Here is a 13,629-nt window from a genome sequence, read left to right as displayed (position 1 = left end):
CGCGCCCTGATTCAGGTCCGATTCAGGTCCGATTCAGATGTGAGCGGAGGTCGTCTGTGATTTTGCGTTAACTTCGCTGCGCCTGGCGATGGCGGCGTTGCGCGGTCCCGGCTAGGCCGTTACCTTCGCCGAATGGCACAGGTCGGAACGCTCGATTTCAAGGGCTTCATCGAGAGACGGAAGGGCCAGCGCGCGGGCGGCGGGGACGGCGCGGGCAACGCGTATGCCTACGTGTCCGACAAGAACACGCGGCTCGCCTTCGAGAAGATGCGTCCGGTCGAGCTCGCCGTGACCGCCGCGGTCAGGCTGTTCAAGACGGTCGGCAAGAACGAGCTGCTCGGCCACGCCGTCAAGGTCGGCCCCGCGCAGTTCCCGCGCGTCCACAACCTCGCGGTCCACTGCGCCGAGACGCTCGGGATCGCGACCCCGACGATCTACATCGTCAACAGCCCCACCCTCAACGCGGCCACCTACGGGACGAACGACGACTCGTTCATCATGGTGCACTCGGCGCTGGTCGATCATTTCACCGACGACGAGCTGCTCAGCGTCATCGGCCATGAGTGCGGCCACATCCACAACAGCCACGTGGTCTACCTGACCGCCATGCACTACCTGACGCGGATGGCGTCGGTCTTCGTGAAGTGGATCGTCGGCCCGGCGATGCTCGCGCTCTCCGGCTGGTCGCGCCGGGCCGAGGTCACCTGCGACCGCGCCGGCCTGCTCTGCGCGAAGAGCCTCGACGTCTCGACGCGCGCGCTCACCAAGCTCGCGCTCGGCTCGACCAAGCTGTACGAGGAGCTCAACCTCGAGGCGTTCATCGCCCAGCACGAGGAGGGCAAGGGCGGCGTCGGCAGGTTCGCCGAGTTCACGGCCAGCCACCCGTGGCTGCCGAAGCGCGTCCTCGCGCTCCGGGCCTTCGCCGAGAGCGAGCTCTACAAGCGCCACGCCGGGCTCGGCGCGGGCGGCCTCTCCATGGAAGAGGTCGACGAGAAGGTGCACGAAGTCATCAAGATCTGGGGCTGAGGGGCTCCCGCTCCTGGCAAGGCGCAAGGCCGAGGTAGACGCACATGCTCGAATCCTTCCACAGCCGCAAAGACGACGTGACAGGGGCGCTCAGGGATCTCGTGACGTTCGCCGAGTCCCTCGGCGCCAAGAGCGTCGCCACGCGCATCACGAACGATCTCGTGAAGAAGCTCGACGCCGATCGGTTCCACCTCGTCGTGGTCGGCGAGTTCAACCACGGCAAGACGACGTTCGTGAACGCGCTGCTCGGCGCCTCGATCCTCCCCGTCGGCGTGACGCCCACGACGGCGGTGATCCACCACCTCGAGTACGCGGCCGATCCGCGCGCCGAGGTGGTCTACGCGTCGGGCGAGCGCATCGGCCTGCCGTTCGAGGACGTGCGGGCCTTCACCGTCGGCGGCGAGCGCTCGTCGAGCGCCGGCGAGGTGAAGTTCCTCGAGGTGGGGTACCCGGCCGAGCTCCTGCGCGAGCGCGTGGTCCTCGTCGACACCCCCGGGGTGAACGATCTCTCGCTCCAGCGGGCGGACATCACCTACAGCTACATCCCGCGGTCGGACGCCGTGCTGTTCCTCATCGACGCCGGCCAGCCGCTCAAGGAGAGCGAGCGGGTCTTCCTCCAGGAGAAGCTGCTCGGCCAGTCGCGCGACAAGATCCTGTTCGTCGTGACGAAGCGCGACATCTGGAGCCAGGACGAGGAGGTCGAGGCGCTCGCGTACATCCGGAGCGAGCTCGGGAAGCTCGTGAAATCGCCCGTTGTCTTCCCGATCTCGAGCGAGCGGGCGCTGGAGGGTGATCGGCCCGGCAGCGGGATGCCGGAGCTGCTCGATCACCTGACCCGGTTCCTCGCCGAGGAGCGCGGGCGCATCCTGCTCGACAACGCGCTCGGCGAGGGCCTCGAGTCCGCGCGCCTGCTCGGCAAGGGCGTGGACGCGCGGCGGCGGGCGACCGCGATGTCGCGCGACGAGCTCAGCCGCCGCATCGAGATGATCGAGAAGGATCTGGCCGGCCAGTCGCGCACCATCGAGGAGCGGCGCGCCGGCATCCGCGAGGAGGTGAGCGCCATCCGGGCGTGGGTGCACCGCGACCTCGATCGGTTCGTCGACGACGTGCTCCGGCAGCTCCCGGCGATCATCGACGAGGCCCACACCGACGAGATCAAGGTCTACCTCGGGGCGTTCCTGGAGCGCACGTTCGCCGAGTGGGCGCAGGCCGAGACGAAGGAGATCGCCACGGCGCTCGAGGCGCTCGCCGAGAAGACGATCGCGCTCGTGCGCGAGGACGCGCACGACGTGGCGAAGCGGGTCAGCGAGGCGCTCGGCGGCGACGTGAAGCCACCGAACGTCGAGGTCGACACGTTCGGCTACGACGTCGGCGTCTTCGCGCTCTTCACCATCGGCCTCGGCGTGATGTTCACGAACGCCCTGCTCGGCGGAATCCTGGCGCTCGCGGCGCCTGTCCTGGCCGTGTACGTGAAGGAGAAGGTCGAGGCCGAGACCCGCAAGAAGGCGAAGGAGATGGCGCCGACCGCGCTGCGCGAGGCCGCCACCCGGATCGGGCCGAAGCTCGACGAGATGATCCAGGAGTTCGCGAGCCGGCTCGACGCGTGGGTGGTCACGGCCGGCCAGGAGCTGCACCGGGAGGTCATCGAGGTCCTCAAGGCGGCGCGCGAGGAGCGGGTCCAGGCCGAGCCGAGCAGCGAGAGCCAGCTCAAGGCGTGCGACGCCCAGGCCGAGGCGCTGAAGGCGCTGACGTCGCGCCTGGAGGGGCTGCGGAGCGCGCTCTGGACCGTCGAAAACGGCGAGAGCAGGCCGATCCCCCCGCCCGTGTCCAGCGTGCCCAACGCGCCGGGCGGCTCGGCCTGAGCGGGGCGCACGCCTCCTGACAAGGGAGGAGACCCGGCCCAGCCCGGCCTCCTCCGCCCTGCGCCGTGGCCATATCCAATCGTCGGGCGCTCATGCGAGAATGCGGCCGTGCAGCTCGACTTCGCAGCCCGTGAAGTGACGATCAAGCTCGTCTATTACGGCCCGGCGCTCAGCGGCAAGACGACGAACCTCGTCTCGCTGCACGGCCTCGCCGGGTCAGACGCTCGCGGACGGCTGATGACGCTCGAGACGCAGGACGATCGCACGCTGTTCTTCGATCTCCTGCCGCTCACCTTCCGCGCGAAGGACGGCGACGTCTCGCTCCGCATCAAGCTGTTCACCGTGCCCGGCCAGCCGATGCACGCCGCCACGCGGAGGCTCGTGCTCCAGGGCGCGGACGGGGTCGCGCTGATCGCCGACTCGCAGATCTCCGAGACGCAGCGCAACGCCGAGGCGTTCTTCGATCTCCGCCAGAACCTGCGAGAGAACGGCCTCGATCTCGCGAGGATGCCGCTCGTCATCCAGTTCAACAAGCGCGATCTGCCCGACATCCGGAGCGACGAGGAGCTGGCGCGGCTCGCCGCGCGGGGCAAGGAGCCGGTGTACAAGGCCGTCGCGACCCGCGGCGTGGGCACGGTGGAGACGCTCATGGGTCTGCTCCACCTCACGTGGGAGACGCTCGATCAGACGCATCAGCTCTCGAAGCGGCTGTCGATCAGCGGCGAGGAGCTCCTGAACAGCGCGGCGCGCCAGCTCGGGGTGACGAGCTCGGTGAACGACCTCCTGGCGCGGCGAATGGGCGGCAGCCTCGAGAAGAGCTCCCGGATCGTTCCATGAGGCCCGACGCCCACAAGGGGACGCCGGCGGATTTCGGTCTCGACGACGAGGATCTCCTCAGCATGCCGGGCTCCGCGCCGATCCCGTCGGCGCGCGTCGCGGACGGGCCCAGCTCCTCGAAGCGCGACGGCGCGTCCAGCGCGCCCGAGCCCTCGACGCTGCCTCCCCCCGCGGCGGCGCCGGTGGTCGACCTGGTCGGCATCGGCCCCCTCTCGCTCGAGGATCTGGTGGATCGCCAGGCCCTCGGGGAGATGGCGGCGTCATTTCACAAGCTGTTCGGCCTGCCGATCCGGATCCAGTCGATCAACGGCGCCACGCTCGCGGAGTCGGGCGCGCCCGCGCCGCTCCCGCCGCTCGGCGGCCTGACCGGCGAGCCGGAAGGCAGGCGGGCGAGCGTGGCGCCGGCGGATCGGACGGCGAGACAGGGCGCGTCGGCCGGCAGCGAGGTCGCGGATCCCTGCTTCGAGGGCGCGCTCTACCAGGTGTTCCCGATCGAGTACGACGGGCGCGCGATCGGCCGGTCGATCCTGGGCCCCTACCTCCCGGACGGCCTCGACGATCCCCCTGTCGCGCAGATCGAGGCGGCGTCCCAGCTCGATCTCGCGCCTGCGGCGGAGGGGCGGCCGCGGATGCCGCGGCTCCGGCCGGAGCGGCTCGGCGCGATCGCGGACCACCTCCGCTCGGTCCTCGATCTGATCCTGTTCAGCGGGCACAAATCGCTCCTCACCTCGACGATGCACGTCGCGTCGATCCGCGAGAGCTTCCGTGAGCTGTCGCAGAAGAACGCGGAGCTCGAGCAGGCGTACGAGCGGCTGAAGGAGCTCGACCGGCTCAAGTCGAACTTCCTGGCCACGGTGTCGCACGAGCTCCGGACCCCGCTCACGTCGATCATGGGGTACAGCGAGATGCTCGCCGAGGGCATCGGCGGGCCTCTGACCGATGAGCAGCGCGAGTTCATCGATACGATCCGGTCGAAGAGCGAGCAGCTGCTCGGGCTCATCATGAGCCTCCTGGACCTCTCGAAGCTGGAGAGCGGCACGTTGATCGTGCATCGCACCGAGGTGGCCGTCGGCCCGGTGCTCGTCGAGGCGGCGTCGACCATCGCGCCGGCCGCCTCGAAGAAGGGCGTCGAGCTCCGGATCCAGGCCGAGGACGATCTCCCGCCGGTGCTGGGGGACGGCGACCGGCTGCGCCAGGTGTTCATCAACCTCGTCGAGAACGCGGTGAAGTTCACCGAGGCGGGGGGCGAGGTGCTGCTCGTCGCGCGCGCCGTGAGCGAGGACATGGACGACCTCCCCGGGCTGGTGCTCGTCGCGCCTCTCCAGCAGGCGGTCGAGATCCGCGTCGTGGACACGGGCATCGGCATCCCTGCGGGCGAGCGGCTGAAGGTCTTCGACCCGTTCTACCAGATCGATCAGAGCTCGACCCGGGAGCACGGCGGCACGGGGCTTGGCCTCTCGATCGTCAAGCGCCTTGTCGAGGCGCACAGCGGCACGGTCCGCATCGAGCCGAACGACCCGCGGGGCACCGTCTTCGTGGTCAAGCTGCCCACGGTCGCCGGCTCGCCGGCGAACAGCGTCCTGCCGCCCATCTTCCAATGAGCGGGCTCCCATGAGCGGGCGCTCCGAGTGGAAGCGCATCGACATGCTGCGCGCCGTGCTCGGGGGCGCGGCGGGTGATCATGTTCTGTGCGGCATCGGCGATGACGCCGCGATCCTCGCGCCCGCGGCCCCGCGGGGCGGCGCCCTCCCGGGCGCCCCGGAGCCGCTCGTCTGGACGGTCGACAGCGCCGTCGAGGGCGTCCATTTCCGGCGCGATCTCCTGGGCTTCGAGGATCTCGGCTACCGCGCGACGATGGCCGCGGCGAGCGATCTCGCGGCGATGGGGGCGCGCCCTGTCGGCCTGCTGGCCGCGCTGGTGCTTCCTCCGAGCGTGAGCGACGACGAGCTCGGCGCGCTGGCGAGGGGTCAGCGCGCCGCGTGCGACGAGATCGGCACGGCGGTCATCGGCGGGAATCTCTCGCGGGGCGGCGAGATCTCGATCACCACGACGGCGCTCGGCGTCGCGGCGCTGCCGCTCCGGCGCGACGGCGCGCGGCCCGGCGACGCGCTCGCGCTGGCGGGTCCGCTCGGCCTCGCCGCGGCCGGTTTTGCGCTGCTCGATCGCGGCGTCGCGCCGGCCAGCGCCGCGGCCGAGCAGGCGATCCGCGCGTTTCGCCGGCCGGTGGCGCGCATCGACGCGGGCCTCCGCGCGGCGGCGCGCGCCCGCGCGGCGATCGACGTCTCCGACGGCCTCGTCGCGGACGTGGCGCACCTCGCACGCGCGAGCGGCGTGCGCGCGCTGCTCGATCCCGCGGCGCTCGTGAGCGCCGACCTCCGCGACGCCGCGGCGCTGCTCGGCATGGACGCGCTGGATCTCGCGCTCTACGGCGGCGAGGACTACGCGGTCGTTGTCGCGGGCCCCGACGTCGGGGAGCTCGCCGGCTTCGTGGCGATCGGCGGCTGCGCGCCGCGCGAGGAGGGCGCGAGCGACGTCGCGCTGGTCGGACCGGACGGGCAGCTCACGAGCCTCGTGGCGCGGGGGTACGACCACTTCGCCTGACGCCGCTTGCCGCGCGCGGGCAAAGTGACACTTTTGCGATACATGAAGGCGCCCACCGTCAAGCCGGTGACCGAGATCAAGCGCCACGCGACGGAGATCATCGCGCAGCTTCAGGCAGATCACGTGCCGGTGCTGATCACGGAGCACGGGCGCTCGGCGGCGGTCCTCCTCGTCCATGTGCTCCGCTCGGAGCGGTTGCTCCGGGCGGACCGGCTGTTCTGACTTCTTGCGGCGCTCGCTCCTGGCGCTGCTCCGCCTGTTCCATCGGCGGCGCTCGCGAGCGCGCCTGGCGTTCTTCCCGGAGCAGGGCACAGCCAGCAGCAGCGGGCGATCAGGTACCGGGCCGGCGGGGGCAGGCGGCGAGCGAATTGCGGCAGGTGAGCGCTCATGGTCGCTCGGGCTGTCCGCCGCCGGCGCGCTCGATTCCGATGCGCAGCACGACCTCGCCGGCGCCCAGGTCGACGCCGAGCAGCACAGCGTCGCCCACGGCGAGCAGGAAGCGCAGCGCGTGCGGGGCGATCCGGAGCGGCGGCGACAGGCGCAGCGCGTCGCTCCCCTCGTCCACCCACGCGATCCGGCAGGCGTCGCCGACGTCGAGCGCGAGCGCGAGGTGCGACGCCGAAAAGGCGTGCAGCACGGCGCGCCCGGGCAGCGGGATCCGCCGGGGCGGCGCGCCGGCCACGCCGCGGCGGACGATCGCGCGCCCGCCCGCCTCAAGGTGATCGCGCCCCACGGCCCGCGCCGAGGGCGGCGCGCCGAGCCCGAGGTGCGCGAGCGCCTCGATCGCCTCGCGCTCCTCGGGCGTGGGGCCGAGCGGCTCGCCCAGGGGCGGCGCCGCGGCCGGCGCGGACCAGGCGGCGGTGATCGCGCGCGCCGCGGCCGCCTGCTCCGGGGTCGCGGCGGGGTGCACGGCCACGACGTTCCCTCGCGCGTCGAGCTCCTGCACGCCCCCGCCCTTGCCCACGAGCAGCCGGCCCTCCCGGACCGCAAGGACGGCATCGCCAAGGAGCTTGCCGAGGACGGTGCGCGCGCCGCTCTCGAGGCGCACGATGTCCTGGAAATCCACCGCGTATACCGCCGCGTCGCCTGCGGCCACCGGGCGGCGCAGGTGCAGCGTGCTCGATGCGCCGACCAGCGAGGTGGGCTCCGGCAGGGCGAACGGCGCCGGGAAGAGCCGCTCGCGGAGCAGATCCGCGTCCTCGCTGGACGCGAGCCGGCGCACCGCGTCGATGATCGCCTCGCGGAGCCTCCCGTCGAGCGGCGCGAGCTGGGCGCGGGCGGCTGGGGAGAGCGGCCCGAGGTCCAGGAGATGGCGCCCGGCGCCCGCGAGCGCCTGGTCGCTCGGACGGGACTGGAGCGCGCGCTGGAGATCCTCGCCGAGGAAGCGGCCGAGCAGGCGCCGCGGGAGCAGCTCGTAATCGGGCCGGCGCGCGAACGGCCCCGACCCGGCGCCGTACCATTCCAGGAGCCCTCGGGCCTTGCGCATGTTCGCGCCGGCCTGCTCGATCCACGCCGCCGCCTCCAGGGTGTGCCAGGGATCCAGGAGGCGCTCGATCGGAGCGCACCAGGGGCCCTTGAGGTTCGGCGGGATCGCCTTGCGCCATTCGCACCGCGCGCGCTCGCCCTCCTCGCTGCTCCAGCGCGTCACGTCCTCGAGCGGCTCCGGTACGCCGTGCGCGGCGAGCCACTCGAGCAGCGCGCGGTCGTCACGCAGCTCGGCCCAGCCGCACCACTGCTTCCAGTCGAGGCCCCGCCAGTAGATCGAACGGTTCTCCGGGTACAGGTCCACCCGGCCCACCGGCCCGCCCTCCGCCGCAAGCACGATTCCGAGTTGCGGCAGCCCGTGCGGCGCGCGGCCGCGCTCGTCGAAGGAAGCCTTGTGCTCGTCGATCTCGAGCGCCACTCCGAGGGCCTGCAGCGCCGTCCGGTCGAGCTCGACGAGGACGCGATCGCCCCCGTCGACCACCTGGCCCCGGGACGCCGCCGCGAGCGCGCGCTGGAGGTCCTCGTTCCGGGGAGGGCGGCCGTAAGGATAGGGATTGATGAAACGCACGAGCTCGTCTCGCTCCTCGCTCCGGGCTGATCAGCGCCGGCGCCGGCCGCGGCCCCCTTGCCGGCCGGGGCGCGCCTCGACCCAGGTGCCTTGATGCACGTACGGCGTCGTTCCGCCCGTCCAGTTCGGCGCCATCATGCCCGGGCCCCATGCGTGGCCGCCCGGCCCCGCGGACGTGGTGCCCGCGTAGGTCGCGGCCGGGTTGGCCGAGCGCGCGCCGCTCGCGATCGCCCGGGTCTCGTCCGCGACCGCTTGGAGCACGCTCGGCCCGTTGCCAGCCGCCGGGGTCGCGCTGTTGCACGCGGACAGCTCGACGCGCCGCTTTCGCCCCCGCTTCTGGCCGCGGAACCCCGCCGCCGTGAGCCGTTGCCCGAGCTGGCGGCCGTCGATGTACCCGTTGCCCCACTCCACCAGGTTGGGCGCGCCGTGCGTCGATACGATGACGTGATCCTCTCGCGCCAGGCTGCCCGGCGTGAGCTGATCGTATCGAAGCACGCGCGCGCCCGGATGCTGTCCCTGAAGAAGGGCGACGTGCTGCTGGATGGTCGCGTCGGCCGGCGCGCCCACGACGATCGTCGTGAGCCCGGAAGGGTCGATGAAGATCGTGACGTTGGGGACGAACCCGATCTCCTGCAGCGCGCCCAGCAGGCCGAGCGGGTCGGGGGTCAGGAAGACGTGCGTCGCCGGGTCGTAGAAGCGGTGGCGGTTGTAGTGCAGGCCGGTCACCGCGTCGGCGCGCTGCCCGGCGAACCGGAGCGCGCCCGGATCGCCCGTCGCGCGCGCGACGCGGCCGAAGGCGCCGAGATCGATCTCCGACGCGCGCCCGTCGCGGTGCAGGTAGAGCCACGGCGTGGAGGCGGCGTCCGTCACGACCATCCGCCAGTCCTTGCCGTCGCGCGCCTCGAGGAGCGGCGTGAAGCCGTCGTCGTCGAACACGCGCTGGATCGACGGGCCGCTCGTCGGGCGCTCCTCGACGAGGCTCTCGCCATCCCAGCCGAACCAGGTGCTCTCGCCATTGCCGTGCGCCTGCGCGACGCAGCGGCCGAGGGGGTCGTAGAGGTAACGGACGGCGAGGCCGTCGCCGCGGATCGCTGCGACGAGGCGGTCGCGCTCGTCGTACTGGTAGCGCCAGGTCTGCAGCGGCCCCTGGCCGGCGCGGCCCGCGAGGCGGCCGCGGGCGTCCCACTGGATCTCGGCGCCGCCCGCGCGCAGGGGACGGCCGTCCCCGCCGTTTGACCACGCGGGGCCGCGCGACGGGACCGGGGTCCCCTGGGGCGCGTACGCGAACTGCTCGTCGGCGCCGAGGCCGTGGAGGCGGAGCGGCCTGCCCTCGACGTCGAGGTCGTACCGGCGCGCGCCGCGCTCGCTGTCCTCGACCGCCGCGACCGGGCCCACCCGGCTCCAGGTCCACGCGCGCGTCCGGACGGGCTCGCCCCGCCCGTCCAGGATGGCGACGCTCTCCGGCATGCCCTGGACGTCGCGCGACCAGACGAGCGCGCGCGTCCCGTCGAGCCGCCTCCGCCGCGACTCGCCGCGCGCGTCCCGTTCGAAGGCGAGCCCGTCCGCCTCGGTGGCGGCGACCTCGAGCGACGCCGGCGCGCCATCTTCCTCGCGCCGGTGCACCTCGACCGACCACCCCGTCGCATAGCGACGCTCCAGCACGCGGCCCGCGTCGTCGAAGCGGCGTGCGACGGCGAACGCGAACCCGGCGGCCTCCTGGACCTCCCGGACGACCCGGCCGTCCTCGTCGCGCTCGAACGTGACCATCACGTCCGCGTTCCGCGCGCGCGTGAGGTGGCCGAGCGCGTCGTACTGGAGCTCCTCCACGAGCCCGCCCGAGGTCTCGAGCTTCGTCACGCGACCGGCGCCGTCGCGCTCGTAGCGCACCCACGTTCCGTCGGCGTGGGTCGTCCGGACGAGGTGGTTCGATCCGTCGTACTCGTACGCCGTGCTCGAGCCGCCGAACGAGGTCTCGCGGGAGAGGTTGCCGCAGCCGTCGTAGTCGCGCGCATGGCGCTCGCCCGCGGCATTCTCGATCCAGCGGAGCCGGAGGAGCGCGTCGTAGCCGAGCCGGAATCGCCTGCCGTCCGGGCGCACCACCTCGACGAGCGCGCCGGCGACATAGCGGTACCTGGTGATCCCGCTCGCGTCGGAGCGCGCGGTGACGCGGCGGCTGGCGTCGATCTCCAGCTCCTGGACGTTGCCGTTCGGCTCCTCCAGGCGCACCAGCGCGAAGCGCGAGTCGTACGCGAATCGATAGACGCCGCCCTTCGGGGTGCGCGCCTCGACGGGGCACCCGAACAGATCGAAGACGTACTCGTAGACGTCGCCGGCCGGCGTCTCGACCCGCAGCGGGTTGCCGTGCGCGTCGTAGTCGTACGTGAGCTCGGCGCCGTCCGGCCCGGTGGACGCCCGCACGAGGCCGTGCGCGTCCCACTCGAGGGCGTGCTCGCGGCCGCGCCAGTCGACGCTCCCGGTCGGGACGCCCCTCCGGTACGTGGTGCGGGTCTTCTTCCCGTCGGGCCGCGTGCGGACGATGGCCTGCGCCTCTTCGTCGACCGCGTCTCGCCAGGTCGCGCCGCCGGGCTCGGTGACGCTCGCGAGGTGCCCCGCGGCGTTGTACGACAGCCGCGTAGTCCGCCCGCCGCCGTCGCGGATCGAGAGCAGCCTGCCGACCGCGTCGTACGTGTAGGTGCGCGCGTGGCCGCGCGGATCGACATAGGAGGTCACGAGGCCGAGCGCGTTGCCCGTGTAGGTGTGGGTCGCGCCCTCGCCGTCGATGACCACGGTCCTGCGCAGGGCGGTGTCGTACGAGAGCCGGGCGTGGTGGATGCCCCGGGCGCCCGGGAGGGAGGGCACGCCGAGCTCCGCGAGCACGTCGCGGCCGGCGATCTCGCCCCACGTCTCGACGCACCGCCTGACGCCGTCGATCGCCTCGTACCTGAAGCGGAAAGCGAGCCCGTCGGGCAAGATCTCCCGGATGAGGTAGTGCTCCTCGTCGTACTCGTACCGGATCTCGGCGCCGCCCGCGTCGATGACCCGCACGAGATCGCCCGCGCCGTCGAGCTCGTAGGTCACGGCGCGGCGGGTGTGCGGGGTGCCATGCTCGTCGGTCGCGGTCACCTCCCACCAGGCGAAGGCTCCCTGGCGCTCGAGCCGGGCGCGCCGCCCGACGGCATCGACGATGCCCGTGAGCTCATCGCCTCGCCATTCCAGGGTGGCCTTGTTGCCGAACGCGTCGCGGAGCTCGACGAGCGCGAAGCGCTCCTCCGGGCCGGCGCGGCGCAGCACCCGCACGAAGCCGTCATCGTCTTCGACGAGGAGATCCTCTCCGACGGCGGCGACGCGAACACCGAACGGCAGGAGCAGGACCTGATCCTGCGCGGGCCAGGAGAGCACCTGGGTGCGACCGCCCGGCGACGTCAGCTCGAGCGCGTCGCCGCGGCGCCGGGCGCTCCAGGCGAGATCGTGCGACCACCCCCACCCCATGCCGCAGCGGTGCCGCACCGCCGCGGTCGAATAGCTTCGCTCCAACGTCACGACCAGGGGCCCCGGCAGCTCGACGTCTGCGACCGGGTTCGTGTACATGGCCCCTGTCACGACGTCGACCGGGTGCCCCGCAGACGCCTGGCCGTCCGCAGACGGCGGCGCGGGTGGGCTCGGCGGTCCCGCGCCCTGACTGCTGCCCCCGCCGCCCCCGCCGCCGTTGCTTGGGCCCTGAGGGCCGCCGCCGCCCGGACCGCCGCCGCCCCCGCCGCCCCCGCCGCCCCCGCCGCCCCCGCCCGCGGCGTTGCTCGCACTCGCGCCTGCGCCGACAGTGATGCTCTTGTTCATCTGGCCCATGCTGCCCGTGATGCCGGCCATGCCGAGCTCGATGAGGACGTTGGGCGCGCCCAGCCAGGGGAAGCACGGTCCTCCCGTGTTGAGGCTGACAACCTCTTTGAGCGTGCCTGGCTCGTTGCCGTGACAGGCCTTCATGCAGCCGCCGACCGTGAGGATCTTCGCCCCTTCGATCTTGGTCCGCATGCACGGATCGATGATCCCCTCGGCCACGGTGCCCATCGTCGGATAGGGGATCGGCAGCGGACTCGGCGCCGCGGGCGTCAGGCACACGCTGACGGCCATGCCGGTCATCTGGTGGCCCGACTTCTCCGTGATCGTGTCCATGTGGAGGGCGGTGACCTTGGCCATGACGCTCTCGAGCGTCTCACGGGAGGTCCCCCGTCCTCAATGCGGAGGTCGGCGTGACGCGCGCGGGTCCGTGTCAGCCGACCTCGCGATCGCGCGCGACGATGTGCGTGAAGAGCGAGAGGTCTGGCATCTTCTCTCCCTTGCGCAGGTGCGGAGAGAGCAGCGCCTCGAGCGCCGCGGCGATCCGGCCGGCGTGGGCCTCGCCGGACGCGACGACGGAGTTGGCGCTCTTCTGACGATCGGTGACCAGCTTCGAGGGCATGAAAGCTCCTTCCCGTGAGGGTCGACGCGCGACGGCGGGCGCCGTCGCGGCGCGGACGAACGCCGCGCAACCGCGCAGGGTACAGGGTCCGGCCGCGCGCCCTCCATGGCCGGGCAGGCTTCCGGCGCTCGAGATCGCCGGATCGGGATGGGGCGCCGCAACCCGGGACGAGACGTCGCCCGGGCCACCCGGCTCAGTTGCACTCGGCGGGCGGCGTGGTCCCGGCGAGGCTCGCTCGGATCTGTGTGAGCGCCTTGGCGCGCGGCGTCTTCCCGCTCTTCACGAGCTTCTCGATCCCGGCGCAGAGATGCGATGCCGTCGCCGCCTTCGACTTGGCTTCCGGCGACTTGCCCGACTTGGTGGCGACCGCGTGGAGCGCCGTGCAGCACGCCTGGATGGAGGCACCTCCCCCCCGCGCCGTCGTCCCCGTCGCCCCCGTCGCCCCCTCGGCCGTTGCCGCCCCAGCATCTGCTGTCGCCGCGGGCTCGGCGGAAGCCGCCGCCGCGGGCTCCTGCCCCGCCGCCGGCTCCTGCGTCGCCACCGTCGTCGGCGTCGCCGCCGGCACCGGATCGGCTGCCACGGGCGCGACCGTCGGCGCAGGCGTGGGGATCGTCTCCGGCTCTGCCTCTTCTTTCCGGCAGGAGCTCGACAGGATGCTGCAGGCAACAACGACGAAGGCGATGGCCGAACGCGACCGGATCATGCCTCGTCTTCTACAGAGCTTCTCCGAGCGCATCCATACGGCGGCCCGAGTACAAGCCCGTACGGCCTCACCCGCCGCGCACCCGCGCCTGCTC

10 protein-coding genes are annotated in these 13,629 nt (G+C 72.6%); 6 read left to right on the top strand and 4 right to left on the bottom strand.

Annotation, left to right across the window (positions count from 1 at the left end):
• Nucleotides 1-132: 132 nt before the first annotated feature.
• From WMF44_RS02240 to WMF44_RS02215, 6 genes are all read left to right on the top strand, one after another.
• The gene (locus tag WMF44_RS02240) at nucleotides 133-1,026 is read left to right on the top strand and encodes a M48 family metallopeptidase (protein WP_012233023.1); all 894 of its coding nucleotides are present in this window, start codon (nucleotides 133-135) and stop codon (nucleotides 1,024-1,026) included.
• 44 nt (nucleotides 1,027-1,070) lie between these two features.
• The gene (locus tag WMF44_RS02235; protein WP_437297474.1) at nucleotides 1,071-2,888 is read left to right on the top strand and encodes a dynamin family protein; all 1,818 of its coding nucleotides are present in this window, start codon (nucleotides 1,071-1,073) and stop codon (nucleotides 2,886-2,888) included.
• A 108-nt stretch (nucleotides 2,889-2,996) separates the two neighbouring features.
• Nucleotides 2,997-3,725 (top strand): GTP-binding protein, encoded by a 729-nt coding sequence (locus WMF44_RS02230; RefSeq protein ID WP_012233021.1) that lies wholly within the window; start codon nucleotides 2,997-2,999, stop codon nucleotides 3,723-3,725.
• Nucleotides 3,722-5,326 carry a sensor histidine kinase gene (locus tag WMF44_RS02225; RefSeq protein WP_437297473.1) on the top strand — a complete coding sequence of 535 codons (1,605 nt, stop codon included), beginning with the start codon at nucleotides 3,722-3,724 and terminating at the stop codon, nucleotides 5,324-5,326. The genes WMF44_RS02230 and WMF44_RS02225 overlap by 4 nt, the downstream gene beginning before the upstream one ends.
• A 10-nt stretch (nucleotides 5,327-5,336) precedes the next feature.
• Nucleotides 5,337-6,326, top strand: a complete 990-nt coding sequence (gene thiL / locus WMF44_RS02220; protein ID WP_437297472.1) for a thiamine-phosphate kinase — start codon at nucleotides 5,337-5,339, stop codon at nucleotides 6,324-6,326.
• 42 nt (nucleotides 6,327-6,368) lie between these two features.
• Nucleotides 6,369-6,548 carry a type II toxin-antitoxin system prevent-host-death family antitoxin gene (locus WMF44_RS02215; protein ID WP_437297471.1) on the top strand — a complete coding sequence of 60 codons (180 nt, stop codon included), beginning with the start codon at nucleotides 6,369-6,371 and terminating at the stop codon, nucleotides 6,546-6,548.
• Between the two features lie 163 nt (nucleotides 6,549-6,711).
• Here the strand turns inward: WMF44_RS02215 and WMF44_RS02210 are convergent, their stop codons facing one another.
• The 4 genes from WMF44_RS02210 to WMF44_RS02195 form a co-directional block, all read right to left on the bottom strand.
• Entirely contained in the window at nucleotides 6,712-8,379 is a 1,668-nt protein-coding gene (locus tag WMF44_RS02210) for a hypothetical protein (protein WP_437297470.1), read from the bottom strand.
• Between the two features lie 30 nt (nucleotides 8,380-8,409).
• Nucleotides 8,410-12,570, bottom strand: a complete 4,161-nt coding sequence (locus WMF44_RS02205; RefSeq protein WP_437297469.1) for a PAAR-like domain-containing protein — start codon at nucleotides 12,568-12,570, stop codon at nucleotides 8,410-8,412.
• 73 nt (nucleotides 12,571-12,643) lie between these two features.
• Nucleotides 12,644-12,832, bottom strand: coding sequence for a hypothetical protein (locus WMF44_RS02200; protein WP_437297468.1), 189 nt, complete (start codon nucleotides 12,830-12,832; stop codon nucleotides 12,644-12,646).
• 193 nt (nucleotides 12,833-13,025) lie between these two features.
• Complete coding sequence (locus WMF44_RS02195) at nucleotides 13,026-13,535, bottom strand: hypothetical protein (RefSeq protein WP_437297467.1); 510 nt, start codon at nucleotides 13,533-13,535, stop codon at nucleotides 13,026-13,028.
• Nucleotides 13,536-13,629: the final 94 nt, after the last annotated feature.

It is taken from the genome of Sorangium sp. So ce426, assembly GCF_051475585.1.
Lineage (GTDB): Bacteria > Myxococcota_A > Polyangia > Polyangiales > Polyangiaceae > Sorangium > Sorangium cellulosum_B.
The sequence above is the reverse complement of the archived record's forward strand: the minus strand, read 5'-3'. Positions and strand labels throughout refer to the sequence as shown.